Below are 23580 nucleotides of genomic sequence, written 5' to 3' on the forward strand. Positions count from 1 at the left end.
CATGCTGCGCGCCATCAACACGGTCGGATTTGTCGGCTTGCTGAAACCCGCGCCGGGCACCTGGGGCTCGCTGGTGGCGGTGCTGATCGGCTGGGTGATCGAGCATTGGCTGGGCTTCCTCCCGCTGGTGATCGCCACCATCGCGGTCACCGCGCTCGGCTTCTGGTCGGTGCGCGCGCAGCTGGGCGACAGCGCCGACGACCCCTCCGAGATCGTCATCGACGAGGTGGCGGGCCAATGGGTGGCGCTCCTGTTCCCGGCCTTCGGCTTCTGGCAGCGCGGCCTCTCCACGGGCGTCGATCTACACATGGTCTGGCCCGGGCCGGTCGCAGCGTTCCTGCTGTTTCGGCTGTTCGACATCTGGAAGCCGTGGCTCGTGGGCCGCGCCGATCGCCGCCATGACGCGACGGGCGTGATGCTGGATGACATCTGGGCCGGGGTCTTCGCCGGGATCGTGTCGATCATCCTCGCAGGCCTCTACCACATCGTCTTTCTGGGCATGATGGGATGAGCCGCGCGTCGGACGTTCTCGACGCCTGCAAGGCGCGCGGCCTGATGGTCGCGACCGCCGAGAGCTGCACCGGAGGGATGGTCGCCGCAGCCCTTACCGATATTCCGGGATCGTCCGCGGTCGTGGAGCGCGGCTTTGTCACCTACACCAATGACGCCAAACGCGAGATGCTGGGCGTCAGCGCGGAAAGCCTCGACGCCCACGGCGCGGTCTCCGAGCCTGTCGCGCGCGAGATGGCCGAGGGCGCGCTGAGCCACTCCCACGCCCAGATCGCCGTCGCGATCACCGGCATCGCGGGCCCCGGCGGATCGGAATTCAAACCCGAGGGCCGCGTCTGTTTCGGCCTCGCGCGCGAGGGCGCCGAAACCCAAGTCGAGACGGTCGAATTCGGCGCACTCGGCCGCGACAAAGTGCGCGAAGCGGCCCGCGATCACGCGCTCGCCCTGCTGCTGTCGGCGGCGCAAGCCTGACTCCAAACCGCCCACGTCATAAGCACACGCACCCCGCACCGCCCATTTTTCGCGCAGTTACAAAAGTGACGCGCGAATAGGCGGGTTTTGCGCAAAATGTCTCTTTATTGCGCGCGGCGCTTATGTCCCCTGCCCTCCAGAGGGAATTTCGAGGAGGATTTGTCGAGATGGAAGCGGGGATGAACGCGGCCGATACCGCGTGGATCATGGTGGCGACGGCGCTGGTTTTGCTGATGACGCTGCCGGGGCTGGCGCTGTTTTACGGCGGGCTCGTGCGGGCGCGCAACGTGCTGTCGATCTTCATGCAGTGTTTCTCGATCGCGGCGCTGATGAGCGTGCTGTGGCTGCTGTTCGGCTATTCGATCGCCTTCGGAGATGCTAATGGCTACTGGGGCGGCTTGGGTAAATTCGCACTGCTGGGCATCACGCCGGACACGCTGTCGGGCTCGATCCCCGAGATCGTCTTCTTCGCCTTCCAGATGACCTTCGCGATCATCACGCCCGCGCTGATCGTCGGCGCCTTCGTGGAGCGCATCAACTACGGCTTCGTGATGGTCTTCACCGGGCTGTGGATGCTGCTGATCTACGCGCCCGTCGCGCATTGGATCTGGGGCGGTGGCATCATGTCCGATGGCGGCATCTGGGGCGCGGTCGGCACCAAGGATTTCGCGGGCGGCATCGTGGTGCACGAAACCGCGGGCCTCGCGGCCCTCGTGCTGGCGCTGATGATCGGCCCGCGGGTGAAGCGCACCACGCCGCCGCATAACCCCGGCATGGTCGCGATGGGCGCAGGCCTGCTGTGGGTCGGCTGGTTCGGCTTCAACGGCGGCTCGGAGCTGGCAGCCGATGGCGTGGCCGGCATGGCGATCACCGTCACCCATATCTCCGCCGCCGCCGCCTCGCTCAGCTGGGCGCTGTGGGAGCGCATCAAGTTCGGTCGCGCCTCGATGGTGGGCCTCGTGACCGGCACGATCGCAGGCCTCGCCTCGATCACCCCCGCCTCGGGCTTCGTGGGCCCGATCGAGGCGCTGGTGATCGGCTTCGCCGCCGGGATCATCTGTCAGGAATTCGTCGTGCTGATCCGCGAAAGGCTGCATGTCGACGACAGCCTCGACGTCTTCGCGGTCCATGGCGTGGGCGGCATCTTCGGCACGATCATGATTGCGGTCTTCGGCCATGGCAGCTTTGTTGCCCAACTCGGCGCGCTGGCCGTCGTCGGGGTCTTCACCGTCGCGGGCAGCTGGGTTCTGGCGATGCTGGTGCGGCTGGTCTTCCCGCTTCGCGTGAGCGACGAGCACGAGACCAACGGGCTGGACCTGTCCACCCATGGCGAGCGCGCCTATGACATGAACTCCTGATCGCAGGGGTTTGACCCGAAACAGAAAAGGCCGCCCCCGAAGGGCGGCCTTTTTCGTAGAACGCAAGGCGAGGATCACTCAGCCCTTGGGGCCATACAATTCCTCGGCGCGCTTCTCGAAAGCGCGCACGATCCGCTGCATCGCCTCGTTGAAGACGACGCCGATCACGCCCTGCAGGATCGCGTTTTTGAATTCGAAATCGACATGGAAATCGACCTCGCAGGAGCCGTCGTCGCGATCGGACATGCGCCAATGGCTGTGCATGTATTTGAACGGCCCGTCGAGATATTCGGTCTCGATGTGATGCTCATCGGGATGCAGCACCACGCGCGAGCCGAACTTCTCGCGGAACACTTTGAACGAGATCACCAGATCGGCCAGCATCAGGATCGAGCCGTCCGGGCGCTCCTCGCGCGAGCGCACGCGGGCTGCCGAATTCCACGGCAGGAATTTCGGATAGCTCCCCACATCGGCCACCAGATCGTAGATCTGTTGCGCGCTATAGGGCATGACCCGGTTCTCGTGATGCTTAGGCATGTCTCTCCCGTTTTCTTGCGCCTCTTGATGCGCTAAAGCTAAGCCCGAGTTCAAGCCCTACAACCCGTTTCGAGGCCCGACATCATGACGCAGCGCCCCTATGTGATCGACCAGATGATTTCGGCAAAGCAGATCGCGGCCCGGGTCGAGGAATTGGCCGCCGAAATCACCCGGACCTTCAAGGGCACCGACAAGCTGGTCGTGGTGGGGCTCTTGCGCGGCTCTTTCGTGTTCATCGCCGATCTGGTGCGCGAGATCGACCTCCCTGTCGAAGTCGATTTTCTCGAGGCGTCGAGCTACGGCGACGCGATGACCAGCTCGCGCGAAGTGCGCATCCTCAAGGACCTGCGCGCAGGGATCGAAGGCCGCGACGTGCTGGTGGTCGAGGATATCGTCGATACCGGCTTCACCCTGCACCACGTCATGGGCATGCTGCGCGCGCGCAAACCGGGCCGGATCGAATGCTGCGCCCTGCTCGACAAACCCTCGCGGCGCGAGGTCGATGTGCGCGCCACCTGGACCGGCTTCGAGATCCCCGACGAATTCGTCGTGGGCTACGGCATCGACTTCGCGCAGCGCAATCGCAACCTGCCCTTCATCGGCAAGGTGCGCTTCACCGAGGATGCTTCGTGAATTACACGTGGCTGCTGCGCATGGCGCGGTGGGCACGTCGCCCGCCGTCGATGACGCAGGTGAAGATCGTGGCCGTCGTGGCGCTGGCCGTGATCGCGATCGTGGTGATTGAGAAGCTGGGATATTGGCCGGATTGGGCGACGGTGAACCCGCGCGCCCTGCGCGCGCCCAGACCCTGAGCCCCCTCTTCCTCTTGGCGTAAGTATCCCGGGGGGTGAGGCGGGAAAGGCGGCCTTCCAGTGGAAGGACGCCCCGCCGAACGCCCGACGCGCAAGCGGCGGGCCGTGACGCGCGGGGGCAAAGCCCCCGCCACGCCAGTTTTACAGCGACGAAATGCGCAGCAGACGCGCGATTTCACCGACGATGCCGCGGCGGAACAGCAGCACGCAGGCGATGAACGTGCCGCCGATCACGACCTGCACCCACGAGCCGATGCCCGACAGGAAGTGCTGCAGCGTGACCACGATGAACGCGCCCACGACCGGGCCGAAGATCGTGCCCATGCCGCCCAAGAGCGTCATCAGGATCACCTCGCCCGACATCTGCCAATGCGCATCCGTCAGCGAGGCGAACTGGAACACCAGCGCCTTGGTCGAGCCCGCAAGCCCGGCCAGACCCGCCGAGAGCACGAAGGCCAGCAGCTTGAAACGGTCCACGTTGTAGCCCAGCGACAGCGCGCGCGGCTCGTTCTCGCGGATCGCCTGCAGAACCTGACCGAAGGGCGAATGCACGATGCGGTAGATCGCGAGGAAGCCGACGATGAAGACGGCCGCCACGAAGTAATACATCGTGATCGGATCGCTGAGGTTGAAGATGCCCAGCAGATTGCCGCGCGGGATGCCCTGCAGACCGTCCTCGCCCCCGGTGAAGGGCATTTGCAGCGCGAAGAAATACACGATCTGCGCGAGCGCGAGCGTGATCATCGCGAAGTAGATGCCCTGCCGACGGATCGCGAGCGAGCCCACGACCCAGCCCATCGCAGCCGCTGCGAGCGTGCCTGCGATGATGCCGAGGATCGGCGGAAAGCCCCAGACCTTCAGCACATGGCCCGCCACATAGGCCGCGCCCCCGAAGAAGGCGGCATGGCCGAAGCTGAGAAGGCCGGTGAAGCCGATCAGCAGGTTGAAGGCCGCCGCGAACAGCGCAAAGCACAGCAGCTGCATCACGAAGACCGGGTAGAGGAAGAACGGGGCCACCGCGAGGAAGCCCAGCAGCACCACCCAGAACACCGCCTGCACCATGCGGCCGCGCTTATGGGTCTCGGGGCTGACGTCGTCCTGTTCGAATTCGCCGATTTCGCTCGTCGTACTTGTCGTATTGCTCATGTCTTCACCCTCACCCTTGACGTCCGAAGAGGCCCGACGGGCGCACCAGAAGCACGATCACCATCAGCAGGAAGATCACCGTGTTTGCAGCGGGCGCATAGAAGACCTTGGTCACGCCCTCGATCAGCCCCAGAGAGAAGCCGGTAATCACCGCCCCCGCAATCGAGCCCATGCCGCCGATCACGACGACCGCGAAGATCACGATGATCAGGTTCGCCCCCATCAGCGGGCTGACCGAGTAGATCGGTGCCGCCAGCACCCCTGCGAGACCCGCAAGGCCGGTGCCGAAGCCGAAGGTCAGCATCACCATCAGCGGCACGTTGATCCCGAAGGCTTTCACCAGCTCGGGGTTCTCGGTGCCCGCGCGCAGCCGTGCGCCGATCCGGGTCCGTTCGATCACGAACCAGGTCACGAAACACACGACGATCGAGAAGACGATCACGAAGAGGCGGTATTTCGGGAACATCATGAAGCCGAGATTGGTCACGCCCTTCATGCTCTCCGGCATCCCCGGATAGGGCGTGCCCGACGCGTTGAAGAAGTTGATGAACAGGCCCTGCAGCACCAGCGTGATCCCGAAGGTCAGCAGCAGCGAATAGATCGGGTCGAGCTTGTAGAGCCTGCGCAGCAAGAAGCGCTCGATCAGCATCCCGAAGCACGCCACCAGGATCGGCGCGAGGATCAGCGCCGGCCAGAAGCCGATATGCAGGTCCGCCATGCCGATCCACTGACCGACATAGGAATACATGATCAGCGCAAGAAACGCGCCGAGCATATAGAGCGCGCCATGCGCGAAGTTGACCACGTTCAAGAGGCCGAAGATAACCGCGAGCCCGAGGCTCAGCATCGCGTAGAACACGCCGTTGTTTAGGCCCAGCATCCCCTGGGCAAGAATAAGTCGGATCATCGGATCCATCGGGGTTGTCCTCCCTGTCGGGTCTCGGGCGCCTGAGCCCGGCCCGGTTTCTCGTTACACGCTCAGGTAATGGTTCAGCCGGTCCATCGAGGCTTCGACCTGATCGGCTTCGATCACGTCGATCACCTCGCCATGTTCGATGACGTAATGGCGGTCGGCGAGCGGGGCGGCGAAGCGGAAGTTCTGCTCCACCAGAACGATCGTATAGCCGCGCGATTTCAGGTCGCGGATCACGCGGCCCAGCGTCTTCACGATCACGGGCGCAAGACCCTCGGTGATCTCGTCAAGCAGCAGCAGCCGCGAGCCGGTGCGCAGGATGCGCGCGATGGCCAGCATCTGCTGTTCGCCGCCCGAAAGCCGCGTGCCCATCCGCTTGCGGACATTGGCGAGGTTCGGGAACATCTCGAAGAGTTCCTCCACCGACATGCCGCCCTCGCCCACGCTCGGCGGAAGCATCAGGTTTTCCTCGACATTGAGCGAGGCGAAGATGCCGCGCTCCTCGGGGCAATAGCCGATCCGCGCATCGGGCGAGATCTTGTGCGTGGGTTTCGTCAGGAACTCCTCGCCATTGATCTTGATCGAGCCTTCGCGGCGATCGACCATGCCCATGATCGAGCGCAGCGTGGTCGACCGGCCTGCGCCGTTGCGGCCCAGAAGGGTGATCAGCTGCCCCTCGCCCAGTTCGAGATTGATCCCGTGCAGGACGTGGCTCTCGCCATACCATGCATGCAGGTTCTCGATCTTGAGCATCGGTTTGATCATCGTTTCGGTGCTCATGCGACCTCCTCCTGCTCGTCGGCGGAGACGCCCATATAGGCCTCCATGACAGCCGGGTTCTTCGACACTTCGGAATAGGGCCCTTCGGCCAGCACTTCGCCGCGCGCGAGCACGGTGATCGTGTCGGCCAGTTCGGCCACGACGCCGAGGTTATGCTCCACCATCACGATGGTGCGCCCCTCGCGGACACGGCCGATCAGCTCGGTCACGGCGCCCACGTCCTCGGTGCCCATGCCCTGGGTCGGCTCGTCGAGCAGCATGAGTTCCGGCTCCAACCCCAACGTCGTCGCGATCTCCAGCGCGCGTTTGCGCCCGTAGGGCAGCTCCACCGCCTTGAGATGGGCGAACTCCTTCAGACCCACCTGATCGAGCGCCGCGACCGCTTTCGCGTCGAGGTCATGCAGCACCGATTTGGAGCGCCAGAACTGGTAGCTCACGCCCAGCGAGCGCTGCAGCGCAAGCCGCACGTTCTCCAGCGCCGTCAGGTGCGGGAACACGGCGGAAATCTGGAACGACCGCACGATGCCCATATTGGCGATCTCCGCGGGTTTGCGATTGGTGATATCGCGGTCGTTGAAGAGGATCTTGCCCGATGTGGGCGTGATGAATTTCGTCAGCAGGTTGAACATCGTCGTCTTACCCGCTCCGTTCGGGCCGATGATCGCGTGGATCGCGCCGCGCTTGATGCGCAGGTTCACGTCATTGACGGCCACGAAGCCGCCGAAACTCTTGGTCAGGTTCTTGGCCTCGAGAATGATATCGTCGCTCATGGTCTCGCTTTCGGACTGATACGCAGGCGCAGGGCGGTCGCAATGCCGCCCTGCGCCAAGGATTTGTTCAGATCACTTGTTGACCAGCTTGCAGCCGCCCGCTTCGAGCGAGGCATAGGCCTCGTTGCCCGGAATCGTGCGTGCCACGTCGGCCACATCCCACGGATCTTCGCCGCCGTCTTTCACCTTGAGCAGGTACATGTCGTGCTCAAGCAGGCCGTCGGAACGGATGGTGCCGCCCTTGGCGAAGAAGTCGTCGATCTTCATCTTGCCAAGCTGCTCACGCACCTTGTCGGCGTCGTCGGTGCCAGCTGCCTTGATCGCCTCGAGATAGGCCATGGTCAGCGAGTAGTCGGCTGCGTGCACGAAGGTCGGCGCTTCGCCGCCCGAGAACTTCTCGTACTCCGCTTTCCACTTCCGGCTCTCGTCATCCATGTTCCAGTACCAACCGCTGGTGAACTGGAGGCCCTTGGCGACGTCGGTGCCGAGCGACTTCACGTCCGAGATCAGCACGAGCATACCAGCGAGCTGCTGGCCGCCTGCGACGATGCCGAATTCATGCGCCTGCTTGATGGCGTTGACGGTGTCCTGACCCGCATTCGCGAGACCGATCACCTTCGCGCCCGAGCTTTGCGCCTGCAGCAGGTAGGAGGAGAAGTCGGTGGTTGCCAGCGGCACGTCCGAGCTGCCCACAACCGAGCCGCCCAGATCTTCCACGACCGAGGACGTGTTGTCCTGCAGCGCGTGACCGAAGGCGTAGTCGGCGGTGATGAAGTACCAGCTGTCGCCGCCATTCTTCACAACGGCCGTCGCGGTGCCGACCGGCAGCGCGTGGGTGTCGTAGCCGTAGTGGATACCGTATTTCGAGCAGTTCTCGCCGGTCAGGGCCGCGGTGGCAGCACCGGTGGCGAAGGTGATGGTCTTCTTCTCGGAGGCGAGCTGCTGCACGGCAAGCGCCACGGCCGAGTTGGTCAGGTCGGCGATCATGTCGACATGCTCTTGGTCGATCCACTCGCGAGCGGTGGCCGAACCGACATCCGCCTTGTTCTGGTGGTCGGCCGAGATCACTTCGATCGGCTTGCCGAGAACTTCGCCGCCGAAGTCGCGCACGGCCATCTTGACCGCGTCGACCGCGCCCTTACCCGAGAAACCGGTCGAATAGACGCCGGACATATCGCCCAGCACACCGATTTTCACGGAGCCGTTCGAGATCGCGTCCTGCGCCATCGCGCCGCCTGCGGCCAAGCTCAGCGCCGCGGCACTCACACCTGCGTAAATAGCTGATTTCATCAACATTCCTCCCGTTGGTTGATAGATTTGGCTCCCCGGCGCGCGGCGCCATGAGAGCACACCGACGGGACGCCTTTGCGGTCCCTGCCGGAATAAGATCTTGTGTTTCTCCTCGTGCGGCCGTCCCTGCTCCTCAACGCGGCCGCCAGTGAATTCAGCGTGGAAACGGGCGGACATTCAAGTGCTTGCGCCGCCGCGGTTCCCGATGACCCGATAAACTTCCTGTCAGTGCACGCACCTTAGGCAGAAACCGGCCATGTGCAAAAGGCTAGGTGGGAAAATGCACGCGACCATGCCACGTATTGCCAAACGCATGTGCGGAAATGCCCATATTACCCGTTTTTCCGACACGAGACCGCAAAAAGGACCGTCAATGAGCTTCGATTGGGACGATCTCCGATTCTTTCTCTCGGTGGCCCGGGCCGGTCGCCTGACCGTCGCAGCCCGTGCGATGGGCACCGATCATGCCACTGTATCACGTCGGGTCAAATCTCTGGAGACCCAGCTTGGCGCGCAATTGTTCGAGCGCAGCCCGCGCGGCTATGCGCTCTCGGAACATGGCGAGCGGCTTCTGGCGAAGGCCGAGCAGATCGAGAATGTCGCAGCCCGCGTGCAGGACGAATTGTCGGGCACGCTCTATGCGTTGTCGGGCACGGTGCGGATCGGCGCGCCCGATGCGTTCGGGGCGTTCTTCCTCGCGCCGCGTCTGGCGGAATTCATCAAGGCCAATCCCGAACTGGAGGCGCAGCTGGTCGCCACCCCGCGCCTCTTCTCGCTGTCCAAGCGCGAGGCGGATATCGCGATCACCCTGTCGCGGCCCGAAAAGGGGCGGCTCGTGTCACGCAAGCTCACCGAATACACGCTGCATTTCTATGCGTCCCCCGATTACCTCGCCCGCAATCCGGGGATCAACCGCAAGGAGGATCTGCTGAAGCACCCGCTGGTCGGCTATATCCCCGAGCTGATCTACACGCCGGAGCTGGATTACCTGTCGGTCACGCTGGGCGATCACACGCCGCGCCTGTCCTCGACCAACCTCTTCGCGCATAAGCATGTCGCGGAGGCCGGACGCGGGATCGCGGTGCTGCCCGACTTCCTCGCCCGCCATTCGACGAAGCTGGTGCCGATCCTGCCCGACGAGATCGAGATCCGCCGCACCTTCTGGCTGGTGACCCATGAAGACCTGCACGAGATCGCCCGCGTTCGTGCCGCGATGCGCTTCATCGCCGAGGAAGTCTCGAAGAACCGTGCAGAGTTCCTGCCCCGGATCACTGCCACCAGCACCTGACCACCCGACCGCAAAGCGACCGGGCGTCGTGGCGCTGTCATTCCTGTGCGGGCATTACTGTGCGGGCTTGCGCGCGAAATCGTCGATGGTGACTCCGCCATCGCCATTCTTGTCGAGCTGGGCGAACCACTTGGCCGTGCCGGTCTGGAACTCAGCCAGCGTCACCTGCTTGTCGCCATCGGCATCGGTCGCGACCATCGTCATGCCATCGGCCATCTTCTGCATCTGCGCGCGCTGCTGACCCTCGTAGCCCGCCACGTCATTGGCGCGCGCCTCGTCGAAGACCGCGTGTTCCTCGGCGTCGAGCTTGCCGTCTTCATTGGCATCGAAAGAGGCAAAGACATCCGAGCGCATCTGCTCCAGCTCGGCCAGCGTGGCCGTGCCGTCGCCATCGAGATCCCAAGTGGACATGAACTGCTCGCCGGGGGTCTCTGCCTGAGCGGCGAAGGGGAGCGCGGTGAACAGCGCCGCGATCAGAATGGAGGTCTTGGTCATCTCGGATCATCTCTCTGACTTGGCCGCACCGCAGAGGGGCGACCTGTTTTCGGGTTGCCCGGAGGATGTAGACAGTGCGGCGCGTCACAGAATGTGCCAGATCGCCGCGCGGCGTTTGTGCCGCAGGCAGCTTGAGCTACGCTCATGATCTTGGCGCGGATTATTCCGATGCACAGAGGTGGCCCAGCCCCCTGCCCGGCTGCTATCACCTGCCCCACAGTCACCGGCACGTCGCTCAGCCGCGACGGAATGTCGAAAATCCACCCTGTCCCGCGTCGGTTTCGGGCAATTCTGCGCATACGAGGAGAGATTCGCATGGCACAGATCACCTTGGTCTATTGGCGTGACATCCCGGCCCAAATCATTGCGGGCAAGGGACGGCGTGGCGTCAAGAAACCGCTGCCCGAACGGTTCGAGCAGGCGATCGACCGCGCGGCTATGAAGATCGGCGCCCGCGACAGCGACGCCTATCTGGCCGAGTGGCGCAAGGTGGCTTCGGGTGAAGAGCCCGGCGACGATGCCGAAGCGGCCGAAGCCGTGCTGGCGCGTATTCTCTCTGACTATGACGACGCGCGGTTGCGTGCGTTGATTGCCAATGACGGCTGGAACACCCAGCCCGACGCGTAAGGGAGAATAGGCGCATGGCTCTTGTGAATTTCCGCCGCGAGGCCAAGACCCCGGCCCGTCCGCCGGTGAACGGCAAGATGGCGGCTCTGCTGGAGGGCGCCTCGGTCGAGGTGATGCCCCGCACCGCCGCCAAGGTGGAAAGCTTCGCGCCTTTGTTCGCGAAGGGCTCCCGCGTCTATATCGCCCATATCGACGGCACCCCGATCGAGGAGATGCTCGCAACCGCCAAGCGTCTGCGCGAAGAGGGTTTCGAGCCGATGCCGCACTTCCCCGCGCGCATCATCCGCGACGAGGCGCAGCTCAATGACTGGGTCGCGCGCTATCGCGGCGAGGCAGGCGTCGAGCAGGCGCTGCTGCTGGGCGGCGGCGTGGCCGAGCCGAAGGGCGACTTCCACTGCGCGATGCAGATGATCGAGACCGGCGCCTTCGACGGCTTCGCCCGTCTGCACGTCGCCGGCCACCCCGAGGGCAACCGCGACATTGACCCCAATGGCGGCGAGGCCGAAGTGATGGCCGCGCTGAAGCTCAAACAGGATTTCGCGAACCGCACCGATGCGGATATGGCGATCGCCACGCAATTCGCCTTCGAGGCCGGTCCGATCCGTGACTGGGCCAAGCGTCTGGAGGCCAACGGCATCGAAATGCCGATCCATCTCGGCATCGCGGGCCCCGCGAAACTGCAGACGCTCCTGAAGTTCGCCATCGCCTGCGGCGTCGGCCCTTCGCTGAAAGTGCTGCAAAAGCGCGCCCGCGACGTGACCAAGCTGCTCATGCCCTTCGAGCCGACCGAATTGCTGGCCGATCTGGCCGCCGATTGCCCGTCGAATATCGAAGCCGTGCATTTCTTCCCGCTGGGCGGTATCACCGCGACAGCCAATTGGATCGCCGAACAGAGAGGCCATGAATGACCCGCACCGTCCTTGAGTCCAAAACCAAAACCGTCGTGATCGGCTTTGACGAGCCCTTCTGCGTCATCGGTGAGCGGATCAACCCCACCGGCCGCAAGAAGCTGGCCGCCGAGCTGGAGCAAGGCGATTTCTCGACCGTCGAGAAAGACGCGCTCGAGCAGGTCGCCTGCGGCGCCACGGTTCTGGACATCAACTCGGGTGCGGTGTTCTCGAACAAGATGGCCGAAGACCCGCGCTATGCGGATAACAACTTCGTCGAGCCCTCGCTGATGCGCGACCTGATCAACTGCGTGCAGGGCGTGATCGACGTGCCGCTGTGCATCGACAGCTCGGTCCCGGCCGCGCTCGAGGCAGGTCTCGAAGCCGCCGAAGGCCGCCCGCTTCTGAACTCGGTCACCGGCGAGGAAGAGCGTCTGGAACTGGTTCTGCCGCTGGTGAAGAAATACAACGTGCCGGTCGTCGCGATCTCGAACGACGACACCGGGATTTCCGAAGATCCCGACGTGCGTTTCGCCGTGGCCAAGAAGATCGTCGAGCGCGCCGCCGATTTCGGCATTCCCGCGCATGACATCGTGGTCGATCCGCTGGTGATGCCGGTGGGCGCGATGGCCTCCGCGGGCCGTCAGGTCTTCACGCTGGTCAACCGCCTGCGCGACGAGCTGGGCGTGAACACCACCTGCGGCGCGTCGAACATCTCCTTCGGCCTGCCGAACCGTCACGGGATCAACGGGGCCTACCTGCCGATGGCGATCGGCGCGGGCATGACCTCGGCGATCATGAACCCGGTCCGCAATCAGGAGATGGAGGCGATCCGCGCCGCCAACCTGCTGATGAACCACGACCCGAACGGGATGGAGTGGATCCGCCTGTCGAAGACGCTCGACGCGATGAAAGAGAACGGCATCAGCTTTGCCGAGGCTTCGGCGGCAGCTGCGACCTCCTCGGTCGGTGGACGCCGCGGCGGGCGCCGTCGTCGCGCCTGATCAGCCCTACGAAGACAGTCGAACGCCCGGGGCTCGCTCCGGGCGTTTCGCATTTTGCGCATCGCGTTTCTTCCAAGCCGGATTTGCGGCCCATCCAGCAACGATTGTTGTGCAAACAGGCACAAATTGTCCGCATTTCCGCGACAATGGCGATCATCACGGCGCGATTCGCGGATCCGTGATCAATCCGAGCCCCTGCGCACAGAAACCGCCCCATTCAGCGATTTGCGGCCTCAGCTGCGCAGCTGACCGGCGGGATGTCGCCGCTTCAGGGCGCGCAGGCTCAAAATTCCGATTATAAGGCAAAGATTTACTGGTCGGGCTTAAACCCGTATGTGTACCTTTGCGGCAACGAACAGGGATCACACGCTGCCATGCGCTTAGCATTCAAACCGCTCAGCGCGGCCTCCCCGGCGCCGACGCACCTCGGGACGGCACCGCGCACAGGCCTGCTGAAAGGCGCGTCCCCCGGACGTGCTGCGGCGCGGGCGGGTACGTTTGCTGCGCTGATCATCGCGGGCGCCCTCGCCGCCTGTTCGACCAACAGCCCCGAAGTGACGACGGCCCGCGGCACGGCCCAGCTGCTCGATCTGTCCGCGACCGATCTGGCGCCGGGGCTCAAAAACGGTCCCCCGTCTGAGCGGCTCCCCGATAACAGCCATCTGGGCGCCGACTTCATGGAGCTCAGCTTCTTCCTCGAATCCGGGCGCGCCCTGCCGCGTTTCACCCGGTTTGAAGGCCCGGTCTCGATCACGCTGGCGGGCAACGCGCCGCCCGTGGCGCAGACCGAGCTCGGTCATCTGGTCCACCGGCTGCAGAGCGAGGCGGGGCTGAACGTCTCGACCGAGCCGGGCAATGCCAACACGATCTCGGTGCAGTTCGTACCCAAACGGCAGATGCGCCAAGAGGTTCCCAATGTCGCCTGCTTCGTGGTGCCGAATGTCGAAAGCTGGACGGATTACCGCAATTCGCATGGCGACGAGGCCAGCGATTGGGCCAAGCTGACGCAGCGCCAATCCGCCACCGTATTCATCCCGGCCGACTCCACGCCGCAGGAAATTCGCGACTGCCTGCATGAAGAGGTCAGCCAGGCGCTGGGGCCGGTAAACGATCTCTACCGCCTGCCCGACACGGTCTGGAACGACGACAATTTCCACACCGTGCTGACCAAGTTCGACATGACGATCCTGCGCGCCTATTACGATCCGGCGCTGCATACCGGCATGAGCCCCGATGAAGTGCGTGCGGCCCTGCCCGCGATCCTGTCGAAGATCCACCCGTCGGGCGGTTCGATGCGCACGCTGCCCGCCGATCCGACACCGCGCGCCTACGTGAAAGCGATCACCACCGCGCTCGGTCAAGGCGCGAACGACAAGCGCCGCCGCGCCGCTGCCGAACGCGCCACGAAGATCGCCACCAGCCGGGGCTGGCATGACAGCCGCGCCGCCTTCGCGTGGTTCGCGGTCGGGCGGCTGACGATGAAGACCGACCCCGAGAAAGCGGTCGCCGCCTATAAGAAAGCGGGCCAGATCTACCGCGCGACGCCCGGCGCAGAAATTCAGGCCGCACATATCGACATGCAGCTGGCGGCCTACGCGCTTGGCACGGGCCGCGCGCAGGAGGCGGTGACGCTGGTGAACCGCGCGCTGGCCTCCGATGTCTCGACCGAGAACGCCTCGCTGATGGCCACGCTCTACATGATCCGCGCCGAGGCCTATGGCCAGCTTGGTGACGCGACGAAGGAACATCAGGCCCGTCTCGACATGCAGCAATGGGCGCGCTATGGCTTTGGCTCCGACGCGGCGGTGAAACGCCGCGCGAATGAGGTGGCGGCCCTCGCCAATGCGGGCGCTCGCGTGAACTGACCGCAAAAGGCGGACCGGGCGCGCCCGGACCAAGACCGTAAGGGGGCGCAGCATGTATGTTCTGGCAGGTGTCGTGATCGGGCTGATCTGGGGCGACTGGAAGGCCCGCAAACGCGGCGGCAACAAGCTCGACCGGGCGCAATATGCCGCCGTCCATGCGATCGGGCTGGCGCTGGTGGGCCTCTTCGTCACCGTGATCATCAACCGCATCTGGGCATAATCGGAGGGCGGCGATGTTCCTGCCATTCTTCGATGCTCTTCGGCGCGGCGGTGTCCCCGTCTCTCTGCGCGAATATCTGAGCTTCCTCGAAGGGCTGGCCGCGGGGCTTTGCACCTACGATATCGACGGCTTCTACTATTTCGCCCGCGCTGCGATGGTGAAGGACGAACGCTTCCTCGACCGCTTCGACCGGGCGTTCTCCGAGGCCTTTTCGGGGCTGGAGGCGATCACGCCGGACGATGTGCTCAACGCCGTCGATCTGCCCGAAGAATGGCTGCGCAAACAGCTGGAGAAACACCTCACCGACGAGGAAAAAGCGCAGATCGAGGCGCTTGGCGGGTTCGACAACCTGATGGAGACGCTGAAAAAGCGGCTCGAAGAGCAGAAAGGCCGCCATCAGGGTGGCAATAAATGGATCGGAACGGGAGGCACCTCGCCCTTCGGCGCTTACGGCTACAATCCCGAAGGCGTGCGGATCGGACAAAAGGAAAGCCGCCACCAGCGCGCCGTGAAGGTCTGGGACAAGCGCGAGTTCCGCGACTTCGACGACACGGTGGAACTGGGCACGCGCAATATCAAGGTGGCGCTGAAACGCCTGCGCCAATGGGCGCGGCACGGCGCGAACGAAGAACTGGACCTGCCCGGCACGATCCGCGCCTCGGCCGAAGCGGGCTATATCGACGTCAAAACCCGCCCCGAGCGACACAATGCGGTGAAGGTCGTGCTGTTTCTCGATGTGGGCGGCTCGATGGACGCCCATGTGCAGCTGGTGGAGGAACTGTTCTCCGCGGCCAAGTCCGAGTTCAAACATCTCGAGCACTGGTATTTCCACAATTGCCTCTACGAGGGCGTCTGGAAATCGAACAAGCGCCGCTGGAACGAGGCGACGCCGACCTTGGACGTGCTGCATCGCTATGGTCCCGATTACAAATGCATTTTCGTGGGCGACGCCTCGATGTCTCCCTATGAGATCACCCATCGCGGCGGCGCCAACGAGCATTGGAACGACGAGGCGGGCCATGTCTGGCTGACCCGTGCGCGCGAGCAATGGCCCGATCACACATGGCTCAACCCGATCCCGGAACGCGGCTGGGGCTACACGCAGTCGATCCAGATCATTCGCGAGATCTTCGAGAACCGGATGCATCCGCTGACCCTCGAAGGGATCACCGCGGCAATGAAGGAACTCGGATGAACCGGCTGCGCTACCTCTGGGGGCATCACAAGATCGCCTCGCTGGGCTTCATCCTCGCGGTCGCGCTGTCGCTGTTCTTCGGCGCGAGGTTCGTCTCGCGCGCGATCTACTGGTCCGACCCCGCCCATCTGCATCAAAGCCCCGAGGAATGGATGACGCCGGGCTATATCGCGCGCAGCTGGCATCTGGAGATCGAGGAGGTCGACGCGATCCTCGGCATCAAGGATGGGCGTGCGCTGGTCGGCGCGGGCCGCCCGACCCTGGAACGTATCGCAAAGGCCAAGGGCGAGCCGCTGCAGGACCTGATCCGCAAACTCTCGCTCGGCCTGCCCAAGACCATCGCCGACAAAGAGGCGCAGCCGCAGCAATGAGCTTCTCCGACCTCTCAGATTGGCTGCTCGCACAGGTGCCGCTCTACGGGCCGTGGCTTCTCGGTCTCACGACCTTCCTGAGCTGCCTCGCGATCCCGGCCCCCTCCTCGCTGATGATGATCGCAAGCGGAGCCTTCGTGGCCTCGGGCGATCTGGACCTCGCGACCGTCGGCGGCGCGGCCTTCACCGGCGCGGTGATCGGCGATCAGGTGGGCTTCCAGCTGGGCCGCCGGGCCGAGCGCTTCCTGCCCCATCCCGACACCAAACGCGGCGCACTGGTCGCGAAAGCGATGGCCGCCCTGCGCAAACGCGGCGCGGTCACCGTCTTCTTCACCCGCTGGATGTTCTCCGCGCTGGGGCCTTGGGTGAACCTCGCAGCCGGCGCGTCCGGCTTCGCGCATCGCCGCTTCACTCTGGCCGATCTCGCGGGCGAAGCGGTCTGGGTCACCACCTATGTGGGCCTCGGCATCACTTTCGGGGCCAATCTGGACGCCGCGGCCGAGCTTGCGGGCAACGCGCTGGGGTTGCTGGGCGCGGGTGCCGCTGCCTTCGCCTTCGGCTGGTGGCTGTGGCACGCGGCCAAGCGCGCGCCCAAAGCGCCCAATCCGACGCCTGATCACGACGCTTGATCACGGGCCCGCGAGCCGCCATATCCATCCCATGTTGTTGCGCCTTCTCCCCATCCTGCTGCTGGTCCTCTATGGCTTCGCCATGTGGCATTTCTCGACCTGGCAACTCAAACGCCAGCTGAACGGGAATTCGCGCCGGTTGCGCGACAGCAAGCTGGAGCCCTATCTCGACCGGCTCGCCGCCGCGCTCGAAGTCTCGGAAATCCCGGTCCATGTCTACCAGATCGAGCCGGTGAACGGGCTCGCCGCCCCCGATGGCCGCGTCTTCATCACCGAAGGTTTCATGCGCAAATATCGCGCGGGCGAAGTGTCCCCGGAGGAACTGACCTCGGTGATCGCGCATGAGCTGGGCCATGTCGCCTTGGGCCACTCGCGCCGCCGCATGATCGACTTCTCAGGCCAGAACGCCCTGCGCGCCGTGCTGATGACGGTGCTTGGCCGCTTCATCCCCTTCATCGGCCCGTGGATCGCCAATCTGATCACCGCAGCACTCGCCGCCCGCCTCAGCCAGCGCGACGAGTTCGAGGCGGATGAGTTTGCCTCCGCGCTGATGATCAAGGCGGGCTTCGGCACCGAGCCGCAGGTCACGCTGTTCCACAAGCTCGACGCGCTGACCAAAAACGCAGGCCAGACCACGCCCGCCTGGCTCCTGACCCACCCAAAGACCGAAAAGCGCATCGCCGCGATCGAGGCAAACCAGCTGCGCTGGTCGCGCGCAGAGCACTGATTTTCCTTACTTTCGCCGCGCAGGGCCGCTAATCTGCCCGCGAGGAAGGGCAGTGAATGACAAGCGGGTCTCTAGCGCGGGTGCACAGGCGCCGGGTGTTCTACATCCCCGGCTACGACCCGATTCATCCCCGCCGCTACCGCGAGCTCTACCGCAAGGAAGGCGCAGACCAGGCCCGCATCTCGGGCTACGAGATCGCGCTGGCCCCGAAACGCGCAGGCGGCCCCTATGGCTGGCACGTCACCTCCACCCAGGACGGCGCGGAGGTCGAGGCCGATGTCGAGGTGCTCGTCTGGTCCGATATCGTGCGCTCATCCATGGGCAAATCGATCCTTGCCACCTACGCGCAACTGGTCCGCACGGCCTGGGCCTATATCGCCTCCGGCGCGCTGTTCCGCCTGATGCGGTTGCGTAAGGGCCCGGTGATCGCCGCGCTCTACCCGATCGTCGCGCTGATCGTTCAGGCGCTGATCGGGATCGGCCTTGGCTGGGCCGGTGCCGCACTCGCATTGGCGCTCCTGCCCGGCTTCCCGCTCGACAGACTCGCGGGCCTCATTCTCGGCGCCGCGATCCTCACCCTGACCCTACGCTGGTTTCGGGCCAAAGACGGCAAGCTCTTCGCCTATTATCTGATGCATGACTACGCCTTCACCGCGCGCTGGGGCGGCGCAAACCCGCCCGAGCTGGAGGCCCGCATGGCCGATTTCGCCGCCCGCATCGAAGAGGCGATGCGAGAAGACTGGGACGAGGTGCTGATCGTCGGCCATTCCTCGGGCGCCCATCTCGCCGTCTCGATCCTCGCCGACCTGATCCGCGAGAACCGCCTCCCCCCTTCCTCTTGGCAAAAATATCCCGGGGGGAGGCCGTCAGGCCGGGGGGCAGCGCCCCCAGCGCTCGCCTTCCTCTCGCTCGGTCAGGTCGTCCCGATGGTGAGCTACCTGCCCCGCGCGACCCGCCTGCGCGCCGATCTCGCCTACCTCGCCACCCGACCCGAGCTGTTCTGGCTCGACGTCACCGCGCCGGGCGATGGCTGCGCCTTCGCGCTCTGCGATCCGGTTGCGGTCTCGGGCGTGGCCCCGGAGGTCCAGATCCACCCGCTGGTGATCTCCGCCGCTTTCACCCAGACGCTCAGCCCCGAGCGCTGGCGCACCCTCCGCTGGCGCTTCTTCCGGCTGCATTTCCAGTATCTCTGCGCCTTCGACCGGCCCGGAGATTACGATTATTTCCGCCTGACCGCCGGGCCGCTGCCGCTGGCCGAACGCTTCCACGGTCGCGCCCCGTCGAAAAGCCGGATCACGACGCCCGCGAACCGGTTCACGAGCGTCACATGAGCCAGCCGTCCCGCCTGCCCCCGAAACCGACCCCGCGCCCGGATCGCGTCTCGCTCTGGCGCTATTTCCGGCTGTTCAAATCCGACATCCTCTCGGCCCAGCCCGCGCGTCTCTACCGCGCATGGATGGCCGAGTTCCGCACGCCGTTCTTCCGCTCCTATATGTGCAACGACCCCGATCTGGTCGATCTGGTGCTCAACAAACGCCCGATGGATTTCCCGAAGTCCGACCGCGTGCGCGAGGGGCTGAAACCGCTTCTGCGCGAGAGCGTCTTCATCACCAATGGCGCGCAATGGCAGCGCCAGCGCCGGATCATCGACCCGGCCTTCGAAGGCGGCAAACTGCGCGAGACCTTCCCCGCGATGTGGGCCGCGGGCGAGGCTTGCGTCGAGCGCATGAAGGTGAAGACCGACGCCGAATCAATTGATATTGAAACGGAAACCTCTCACGTCGCCGCCGATATCATCTTCCGCACCCTGTTCTCGATCCCGATCGAGGATGAGACCGCCAGCGCCGTGTTCGCCGCCTTCAAGCGCCATCAACGCGCCTCCCCGGTGGTCAATCTCGGTGCGCTGCTGCCGCTGCCGCGCTGGTTTCCGCGGTTCCATGCGCGCGAGACGAAACGCACCGCAGCGCATATCCGCGCGCTGATCGAGCGGCTGACGACAGAGCGCGCCGCCCGGATCGCCGCCGGCACCGCGCCTGACGATCTGGCGACCAAGATCATGACCACTGCCGATCCCGAAACCGGCGAGACCTTCGACACCGCCGAGATGGTCGATCAGGTCGCGATCTTCTTTCTCGCGGGCCACGAGACCTCCGCCTCGGCGCTGGCATGGTCGCTCTATCTGCTGGCGACGCATCCCGAATGGCAGGATCGGTTGGCCGAAGAAGCCGAGACCGCGTTGGCGGAAAACCCCGACTTTTCCGTGCTTTCCAAGCTGAAGTTGAACCGCGCCACCTTCCGCGAAGCGATGCGGCTTTACCCGCCCGTGCCGATGTTCGTGCGCGAGGCGACCTGCCCGGAAACCTTCCGCAAGCGCGACGTCAAACCGGGCAGCCAGGTCGTCATCTCACCTTGGCACCTGCATCGCCACGAACGGCTCTGGGACAACCCCGACGGGTTCGACCCGAGCCGCTGGGAGACCGAGAACGGCAAGGCCTGCCAGCGCCGCGCCTATATTCCGTTCTCCTCGGGCGCGCGGGTCTGCCCCGGTGCAGGCTTCGCAATGGCGGAGGGGCCGCTTCTGCTCGCGATGCTGCTGCGGGCGTTTCGGTTCGAGGCTGTCGAGGGCCACGAACCGGTCCCTGCCGCGCATCTGACGGTGCGCGGCAAGGACGGGATTTACCTCAGGATTTCCGAGCGTTGAGGGGGCCTGCCCCCGCTGGCCCTGCCAGCCCCCCGGGATATTTCGGCCAAGCCGAAGGGATCAGTCGCGCACGACCAGATCGGCGGCGCGGCTTTCGCGCGTAATGGTGCGGCCATTGGGCAGGTCGTTTTCCTCGACGCGGCGGCGCGTCTCGGCCAGATCACAGCCCTGATCGCGCCAGCGTTGGGTCAGCCGCTCTCGCAGCACCTCTTCGGGCAGATCGATGCGGATCGTGAGATCGAAGAGCGGGTAGAGATCGCGCCAACCGGGCCGCGTCAGCAGCAGGTAATTGCCTTCGACGATCAGATATTTCGCCGAGCCCGGCACGCTTGCGCCGCCCGGAACGGTGGCGTCCAGATCGCGGTCGAAGGTCGGCACGGGCTCGTCCTCACGGCTCGACTTCAGCCGCGCAAGAAGCCGCGAAAACCCTTCCGTATCAAAGGTTTCCGGCGCGCCTTTCACGTTACGCAACCCGCGCGTGTCGAGCCAGTCATTGTCGCGGTGAAACCCGTCCATCGCGACGATGGCCGATTGCTCCCCGAGCGCCTCGGCCAGCTCATGCGCGAGATGCGACTTGCCCGCGCCAGGGCCGCCGACCAGCCCGATCAGCAGCCGCTCGCCCGGAAGCTGGCGGATATGCGAGGCCAGATCGGCGCGCGGCACCTGCAGCTCGCTCTCCATGAAAGCGCCGTGATCGCCCATCGGGCCGTCGCTATCGCCGAGCCAATCCGGCATCACGACATCGCCTTGATGAACCGTCCCAAAGCTGCGGCCGGGTCGTCCTCGCGCCAGACCTCGTCGCCGAAGGCAAACCAGTCGGTGACGGGGGCGAATTTCGTGACCAATTCTTCGGTCAGCGCACCTTCGGCCACCACCGGCACTTCGATCACTTCCGACCACCATGCGAACAGCTCATGTTCGGCGGGTTCGGCGGTGCCGAGATTGGTCTCGCCGATCGGGCCGAAGCAGACATAGTCGGCCCCCGCCTCGCCCGCGTTCATCCCCTCATGGCGCGAATTGCCGCAGTAGCTTCCGACGATCGCGTCGTCTCCCAGCTCTTTGCGGCCGTAGCGGATCTGCTTCGCGCCGTCGGTGAAATGCACCCCGTCGAGCCCGTGGCGTTCCACCAGAGCGACATGGGATTCGATCACCAGCGCCACGTCGCGCGCATGGGCCACTTCGCGCATCGCATCGGCGATCCGACCGATCTCGTATTCGTCGCGACTGGCCAGCGACAGGCGGATGCAGGCGATGTCATGCGCATCGAGCACCGAGGCCAGTTTCGGCGCGAATTCCTCGGCGTCGAAAGCGGGCGGCGTGATCAGGTAAATCTGCGGGCGGTCTTCGGCCATGGGCAGGCTCCTTTGCGGGTCGTGGCCGCCTATTAACGCAAGCGGCGCGGCCTTGCCAGTGCCAGCTTGCGCGACTAGGAGAGGCGCGAAAGGACCGCCCATGCCCAATACGCCCGAAATTCCCAATCCCGCCCAGCCCGCCTTCATCCTCGTGCGTCCGCAGATGGGCGAGAATATCGGGGCGGCGGCGCGCGCGATGCTGAACTTCTCGCTGCGCAAGATGCGGCTGGTGGAGCCGCGCGACGGCTGGCCCAACCCCAAAGCGGTGGCGATGGCCTCGGGAGCTGCCGGTCAGGTGCTCGATTTCGCGGGCGTCTATGACAGCGTGGCGGACGCCGTGGCCGATTGCGATTACGTCTTCGCCACCACCGCGCGGGGCCGTGAATTGCCCAAACCGATCTACACGCCCGAGGCGGCGATGGAGGAGGCGCGCAAACGCATCGTCGCGGGCCAGAAGGTCGGCGTGCTTTTCGGGCCCGAGCGCACGGGGCTGGAGAATGACGACATCCTGCGCGCCAATGCGATCATCACCGTGCCGGTGAACCCGGAATTCTTCTCGCTCAACCTCGCGCAGGCGGTGCTGTTGTCGGCCTATGAATATTCGCGCCACACGCTCGAGTCGGTGCCGATCGATCCGGGGCTTGCGGGCCATGATCCGGCGAGCGCGGTCGAGGTCGAGAAGCTGGGCGATCACTTCGAGCAGCGGCTCGAGGAGGCAGGCTTCTTCCACCCGCCCGCGAAGGCGCCGATGATGAAGCGCAACCTGCGCAACATGTGGACGCGTTTCGCGATGACGCGCTCGGAGGTGCAGACGCTGCATGGCGCTCTGCGACAAATCCTCCGTCCGCGCGACTGACGCTTGGTCAAAGACGCCGCTTGCGCCATCTTGGCAGCATGTGGCGCGTCATCCGGGTCTCAGTATTGGCACTTCTGGCGGGTGGGCTTTTGGGTCTGCTCGCGCTGTTGTGGTTCTACCCGGTGCTGGCGGCGGGGCTGTGCCCGCGCTGTTTCGGGATGGACCGGGCCGCGCCGGGCATTTTCGTCGAACATGAGATGAGCCGCGCAGAGCGGCGCGATCTGGTCGAGACGGTCGATGCGGCGCGCGACACCGTCGGCCAATTCTATCCGACGCGCGAAGCCCATACCCGCATTCTCGCCTGCACGAGCGATGCCTGCGACCGCCGCCTTGGCGGACGGGGGGCTGCGGCGGTGACCTATTCGCTCGGGGCCTGGGCGGTGGTTCGCGTGGCTCCGCGCGGGCTGACCGAGACGATCCTCGCCCATGAGTTGACCCATACCGAGACCCATGCCCGGCTGGGCGTTCTGGGTCAGGTGCGCGGTCGGATGCCCGCGTGGTTCGACGAGGGGCTCTCGGTGCTGGTCTCGAACGATCCGCGCTATCTCGGGCCGGGCTCGGGCATCGAGCGCTGTCAGGCGCTGCCGCGCGCCGACCTGCCCAGCTCGCCTTTCGACTGGGCGCCGCAGGCCGGGCGCGACAACGGGCTTTATGCCGAGGCCGCCTGCGCCGTGCTGATCTGGGAGGCGCATCAGGGCGGGCCCGAGGCCATCCTTGCGCGGTTGGAAGACGGGCGCAGCTTTCCCTGAAACGCAGCCATGCACGCGGCTTGCGCG

At 65.0% G+C, this 23580-nt stretch carries 28 protein-coding genes; 19 read left to right on the plus strand and 9 right to left on the minus strand.

What is annotated here, in order from left to right; all coding sequences use genetic code 11:
• Position 1 precedes the first annotated feature (1 nt).
• The 3 genes from ACZ7GB_RS13290 to ACZ7GB_RS13300 all read left to right on the plus strand — a co-directional run bounded on the left by ACZ7GB_RS13290 (position 2) and on the right by ACZ7GB_RS13300 (position 2339).
• Positions 2-511 carry a phosphatidylglycerophosphatase A family protein gene (locus ACZ7GB_RS13290; protein WP_472159030.1) on the plus strand — a complete coding sequence of 170 codons (510 nt, stop codon included), beginning with the start codon at positions 2-4 and terminating at the stop codon, positions 509-511.
• Positions 508-981, plus strand: coding sequence for a CinA family protein (locus tag ACZ7GB_RS13295; protein WP_078550193.1), 474 nt, complete (start codon positions 508-510; stop codon positions 979-981). Before ACZ7GB_RS13290 ends, ACZ7GB_RS13295 begins: the two co-directional genes overlap by 4 nt.
• Positions 982-1160: 179 nt before the next feature.
• Entirely contained in the window at positions 1161-2339 is a 1179-nt protein-coding gene (locus ACZ7GB_RS13300) for an ammonium transporter (RefSeq protein ID WP_472159107.1), read from the plus strand.
• Between the two features lie 78 nt (positions 2340-2417).
• Here the strand turns inward: ACZ7GB_RS13300 and ACZ7GB_RS13305 are convergent, their stop codons facing one another.
• Complete coding sequence (locus tag ACZ7GB_RS13305) at positions 2418-2876, minus strand: type II toxin-antitoxin system RatA family toxin (RefSeq protein ID WP_078520790.1); 459 nt, start codon at positions 2874-2876, stop codon at positions 2418-2420.
• Between the two features lie 84 nt (positions 2877-2960).
• On the opposite strand from ACZ7GB_RS13305, the gene hpt reads away from it, so the two are divergent.
• Both hpt and ACZ7GB_RS13315 read left to right on the plus strand, forming a co-directional pair.
• The gene (gene hpt / locus ACZ7GB_RS13310) at positions 2961-3509 is read left to right on the plus strand and encodes a hypoxanthine phosphoribosyltransferase (protein ID WP_078520791.1); all 549 of its coding nucleotides are present in this window, start codon (positions 2961-2963) and stop codon (positions 3507-3509) included.
• A complete protein-coding gene (locus tag ACZ7GB_RS13315) occupies positions 3506-3688 on the plus strand; it encodes a hypothetical protein (RefSeq protein WP_078550189.1) in 183 nt (60 codons plus the stop codon). Before hpt ends, ACZ7GB_RS13315 begins: the two co-directional genes overlap by 4 nt.
• 141 nt (positions 3689-3829) lie before the next feature.
• Here the strand turns inward: ACZ7GB_RS13315 and ACZ7GB_RS13320 are convergent, their stop codons facing one another.
• From ACZ7GB_RS13320 to ACZ7GB_RS13340, 5 genes are all read right to left on the minus strand, one after another.
• Positions 3830-4750, minus strand: a complete 921-nt coding sequence (locus ACZ7GB_RS13320) for a branched-chain amino acid ABC transporter permease (RefSeq protein ID WP_078521040.1) — start codon at positions 4748-4750, stop codon at positions 3830-3832.
• Between the two features lie 94 nt (positions 4751-4844).
• Positions 4845-5741 (minus strand): branched-chain amino acid ABC transporter permease, encoded by an 897-nt coding sequence (locus ACZ7GB_RS13325; protein WP_246831903.1) that lies wholly within the window; start codon positions 5739-5741, stop codon positions 4845-4847.
• 63 nt (positions 5742-5804) lie between these two features.
• Positions 5805-6512, minus strand: a complete 708-nt coding sequence (locus ACZ7GB_RS13330) for an ABC transporter ATP-binding protein (protein WP_198453301.1) — start codon at positions 6510-6512, stop codon at positions 5805-5807.
• Between the two features lie 11 nt (positions 6513-6523).
• Positions 6524-7297: an ABC transporter ATP-binding protein gene (locus ACZ7GB_RS13335; protein WP_078540781.1), complete on the minus strand. Its 774-nt coding sequence runs from the start codon at positions 7295-7297 to the stop codon at positions 6524-6526.
• Between the two features lie 72 nt (positions 7298-7369).
• Entirely contained in the window at positions 7370-8587 is a 1218-nt protein-coding gene (locus ACZ7GB_RS13340; protein ID WP_078540779.1) for an ABC transporter substrate-binding protein, read from the minus strand.
• A gap of 373 nt (positions 8588-8960) precedes the next feature.
• On the opposite strand from ACZ7GB_RS13340, the gene ACZ7GB_RS13345 reads away from it, so the two are divergent.
• Complete coding sequence (locus ACZ7GB_RS13345) at positions 8961-9875, plus strand: LysR family transcriptional regulator (protein ID WP_078520797.1); 915 nt, start codon at positions 8961-8963, stop codon at positions 9873-9875.
• A 54-nt stretch (positions 9876-9929) separates the two neighbouring features.
• On the opposite strand, the gene ACZ7GB_RS13350 is transcribed toward ACZ7GB_RS13345, so the two are convergent.
• Positions 9930-10370: an EF-hand domain-containing protein gene (locus ACZ7GB_RS13350; protein ID WP_472159031.1), complete on the minus strand. Its 441-nt coding sequence runs from the start codon at positions 10368-10370 to the stop codon at positions 9930-9932.
• A gap of 315 nt (positions 10371-10685) precedes the next feature.
• On the opposite strand from ACZ7GB_RS13350, the gene ACZ7GB_RS13355 reads away from it, so the two are divergent.
• The 11 genes from ACZ7GB_RS13355 to ACZ7GB_RS13405 all read left to right on the plus strand — a co-directional run bounded on the left by ACZ7GB_RS13355 (position 10686) and on the right by ACZ7GB_RS13405 (position 20596).
• Positions 10686-10997 carry a virulence factor gene (locus ACZ7GB_RS13355; protein ID WP_078520799.1) on the plus strand — a complete coding sequence of 104 codons (312 nt, stop codon included), beginning with the start codon at positions 10686-10688 and terminating at the stop codon, positions 10995-10997.
• Positions 10998-11011: 14 nt separating this feature from the next.
• Positions 11012-11905 carry a methylenetetrahydrofolate reductase gene (locus ACZ7GB_RS13360; protein WP_472159033.1) on the plus strand — a complete coding sequence of 298 codons (894 nt, stop codon included), beginning with the start codon at positions 11012-11014 and terminating at the stop codon, positions 11903-11905.
• A complete protein-coding gene (locus tag ACZ7GB_RS13365; protein ID WP_472159034.1) occupies positions 11902-12888 on the plus strand; it encodes a methyltetrahydrofolate cobalamin methyltransferase in 987 nt (328 codons plus the stop codon). Before ACZ7GB_RS13360 ends, ACZ7GB_RS13365 begins: the two co-directional genes overlap by 4 nt.
• A gap of 374 nt (positions 12889-13262) precedes the next feature.
• Positions 13263-14753, plus strand: coding sequence for a DUF2927 domain-containing protein (locus ACZ7GB_RS13370; protein ID WP_472159035.1), 1491 nt, complete (start codon positions 13263-13265; stop codon positions 14751-14753).
• Between the two features lie 52 nt (positions 14754-14805).
• On the plus strand, positions 14806-14973 hold the full coding sequence (locus ACZ7GB_RS13375) for a hypothetical protein (RefSeq protein WP_165756950.1): 168 nt from the start codon (positions 14806-14808) through the stop codon (positions 14971-14973).
• A gap of 13 nt (positions 14974-14986) precedes the next feature.
• The gene (locus ACZ7GB_RS13380) at positions 14987-16168 is read left to right on the plus strand and encodes a vWA domain-containing protein (RefSeq protein WP_078550176.1); all 1182 of its coding nucleotides are present in this window, start codon (positions 14987-14989) and stop codon (positions 16166-16168) included.
• Entirely contained in the window at positions 16165-16539 is a 375-nt protein-coding gene (locus ACZ7GB_RS13385; protein ID WP_078601337.1) for a hypothetical protein, read from the plus strand. Before ACZ7GB_RS13380 ends, ACZ7GB_RS13385 begins: the two co-directional genes overlap by 4 nt.
• Complete coding sequence (locus tag ACZ7GB_RS13390) at positions 16536-17168, plus strand: DedA family protein (RefSeq protein WP_472159037.1); 633 nt, start codon at positions 16536-16538, stop codon at positions 17166-17168. Before ACZ7GB_RS13385 ends, ACZ7GB_RS13390 begins: the two co-directional genes overlap by 4 nt.
• A gap of 34 nt (positions 17169-17202) precedes the next feature.
• Positions 17203-17895: a M48 family metallopeptidase gene (locus ACZ7GB_RS13395; protein WP_472159109.1), complete on the plus strand. Its 693-nt coding sequence runs from the start codon at positions 17203-17205 to the stop codon at positions 17893-17895.
• Positions 17896-17951: 56 nt separating this feature from the next.
• Positions 17952-19226 carry a hypothetical protein gene (locus ACZ7GB_RS13400; protein ID WP_472159038.1) on the plus strand — a complete coding sequence of 425 codons (1275 nt, stop codon included), beginning with the start codon at positions 17952-17954 and terminating at the stop codon, positions 19224-19226.
• The gene (locus tag ACZ7GB_RS13405) at positions 19223-20596 is read left to right on the plus strand and encodes a cytochrome P450 (RefSeq protein ID WP_472159039.1); all 1374 of its coding nucleotides are present in this window, start codon (positions 19223-19225) and stop codon (positions 20594-20596) included. Before ACZ7GB_RS13400 ends, ACZ7GB_RS13405 begins: the two co-directional genes overlap by 4 nt.
• Before the next feature lie 60 nt (positions 20597-20656).
• On the opposite strand, the gene ACZ7GB_RS13410 is transcribed toward ACZ7GB_RS13405, so the two are convergent.
• A complete protein-coding gene (locus tag ACZ7GB_RS13410) occupies positions 20657-21331 on the minus strand; it encodes a nucleoside/nucleotide kinase family protein (protein ID WP_472159041.1) in 675 nt (224 codons plus the stop codon).
• The gene (locus ACZ7GB_RS13415) at positions 21331-21948 is read right to left on the minus strand and encodes a thiamine phosphate synthase (RefSeq protein WP_078520808.1); all 618 of its coding nucleotides are present in this window, start codon (positions 21946-21948) and stop codon (positions 21331-21333) included. The genes ACZ7GB_RS13410 and ACZ7GB_RS13415 overlap by 1 nt, the downstream gene beginning before the upstream one ends.
• Positions 21949-22048: 100 nt before the next feature.
• Between ACZ7GB_RS13415 and ACZ7GB_RS13420 the strand changes: the two genes are divergently transcribed.
• Together ACZ7GB_RS13420 and ACZ7GB_RS13425 are read left to right on the plus strand one after the other, a co-directional pair.
• Complete coding sequence (locus tag ACZ7GB_RS13420; RefSeq protein WP_472159043.1) at positions 22049-22804, plus strand: RNA methyltransferase; 756 nt, start codon at positions 22049-22051, stop codon at positions 22802-22804.
• A gap of 20 nt (positions 22805-22824) precedes the next feature.
• A complete protein-coding gene (locus ACZ7GB_RS13425; RefSeq protein WP_286789304.1) occupies positions 22825-23553 on the plus strand; it encodes a hypothetical protein in 729 nt (242 codons plus the stop codon).
• Positions 23554-23580: the final 27 nt, after the last annotated feature.

This window comes from Thioclava sp. PTB-PU3-1 (assembly GCF_055666785.1).

Bases quoted from the DNA above. Each gene is read 5' to 3' on its own strand.
- ACZ7GB_RS13290 (WP_472159030.1), top strand. From the start codon at position 2: ATGCTGCGCGCCATCAACACGGTCGGATTTGTCGGCTTGCTGAAACCC.
- ACZ7GB_RS13295 (WP_078550193.1), top strand. From the start codon at position 508: ATGAGCCGCGCGTCGGACGTTCTCGACGCCTGCAAGGCGCGCGGCCTG.
- ACZ7GB_RS13300 (WP_472159107.1), top strand. From the start codon at position 1,161: ATGAACGCGGCCGATACCGCGTGGATCATGGTGGCGACGGCGCTGGTT.
- ACZ7GB_RS13305 (WP_078520790.1), bottom strand. From the start codon at position 2,876: ATGCCTAAGCATCACGAGAACCGGGTCATGCCCTATAGCGCGCAACAG.
- hpt (WP_078520791.1), top strand. From the start codon at position 2,961: ATGACGCAGCGCCCCTATGTGATCGACCAGATGATTTCGGCAAAGCAG.
- ACZ7GB_RS13320 (WP_078521040.1), bottom strand. From the start codon at position 4,750: ATGGTGCAGGCGGTGTTCTGGGTGGTGCTGCTGGGCTTCCTCGCGGTG.
- ACZ7GB_RS13325 (WP_246831903.1), bottom strand. From the start codon at position 5,741: ATGATCCGACTTATTCTTGCCCAGGGGATGCTGGGCCTAAACAACGGC.
- ACZ7GB_RS13330 (WP_198453301.1), bottom strand. From the start codon at position 6,512: ATGATCAAACCGATGCTCAAGATCGAGAACCTGCATGCATGGTATGGC.
- ACZ7GB_RS13335 (WP_078540781.1), bottom strand. From the start codon at position 7,297: ATGAGCGACGATATCATTCTCGAGGCCAAGAACCTGACCAAGAGTTTC.
- ACZ7GB_RS13340 (WP_078540779.1), bottom strand. From the start codon at position 8,587: ATGAAATCAGCTATTTACGCAGGTGTGAGTGCCGCGGCGCTGAGCTTG.
- ACZ7GB_RS13345 (WP_078520797.1), top strand. From the start codon at position 8,961: ATGAGCTTCGATTGGGACGATCTCCGATTCTTTCTCTCGGTGGCCCGG.
- ACZ7GB_RS13350 (WP_472159031.1), bottom strand. From the start codon at position 10,370: ATGACCAAGACCTCCATTCTGATCGCGGCGCTGTTCACCGCGCTCCCC.
- ACZ7GB_RS13355 (WP_078520799.1), top strand. From the start codon at position 10,686: ATGGCACAGATCACCTTGGTCTATTGGCGTGACATCCCGGCCCAAATC.
- ACZ7GB_RS13360 (WP_472159033.1), top strand. From the start codon at position 11,012: ATGGCTCTTGTGAATTTCCGCCGCGAGGCCAAGACCCCGGCCCGTCCG.
- ACZ7GB_RS13365 (WP_472159034.1), top strand. From the start codon at position 11,902: ATGACCCGCACCGTCCTTGAGTCCAAAACCAAAACCGTCGTGATCGGC.
- ACZ7GB_RS13370 (WP_472159035.1), top strand. From the start codon at position 13,263: ATGCGCTTAGCATTCAAACCGCTCAGCGCGGCCTCCCCGGCGCCGACG.
- ACZ7GB_RS13375 (WP_165756950.1), top strand. From the start codon at position 14,806: ATGTATGTTCTGGCAGGTGTCGTGATCGGGCTGATCTGGGGCGACTGG.
- ACZ7GB_RS13380 (WP_078550176.1), top strand. From the start codon at position 14,987: ATGTTCCTGCCATTCTTCGATGCTCTTCGGCGCGGCGGTGTCCCCGTC.
- ACZ7GB_RS13385 (WP_078601337.1), top strand. From the start codon at position 16,165: ATGAACCGGCTGCGCTACCTCTGGGGGCATCACAAGATCGCCTCGCTG.
- ACZ7GB_RS13390 (WP_472159037.1), top strand. From the start codon at position 16,536: ATGAGCTTCTCCGACCTCTCAGATTGGCTGCTCGCACAGGTGCCGCTC.
- ACZ7GB_RS13400 (WP_472159038.1), top strand. From the start codon at position 17,952: ATGACAAGCGGGTCTCTAGCGCGGGTGCACAGGCGCCGGGTGTTCTAC.
- ACZ7GB_RS13405 (WP_472159039.1), top strand. From the start codon at position 19,223: ATGAGCCAGCCGTCCCGCCTGCCCCCGAAACCGACCCCGCGCCCGGAT.
- ACZ7GB_RS13410 (WP_472159041.1), bottom strand. From the start codon at position 21,331: ATGCCGGATTGGCTCGGCGATAGCGACGGCCCGATGGGCGATCACGGC.
- ACZ7GB_RS13415 (WP_078520808.1), bottom strand. From the start codon at position 21,948: ATGGCCGAAGACCGCCCGCAGATTTACCTGATCACGCCGCCCGCTTTC.
- ACZ7GB_RS13420 (WP_472159043.1), top strand. From the start codon at position 22,049: ATGCCCAATACGCCCGAAATTCCCAATCCCGCCCAGCCCGCCTTCATC.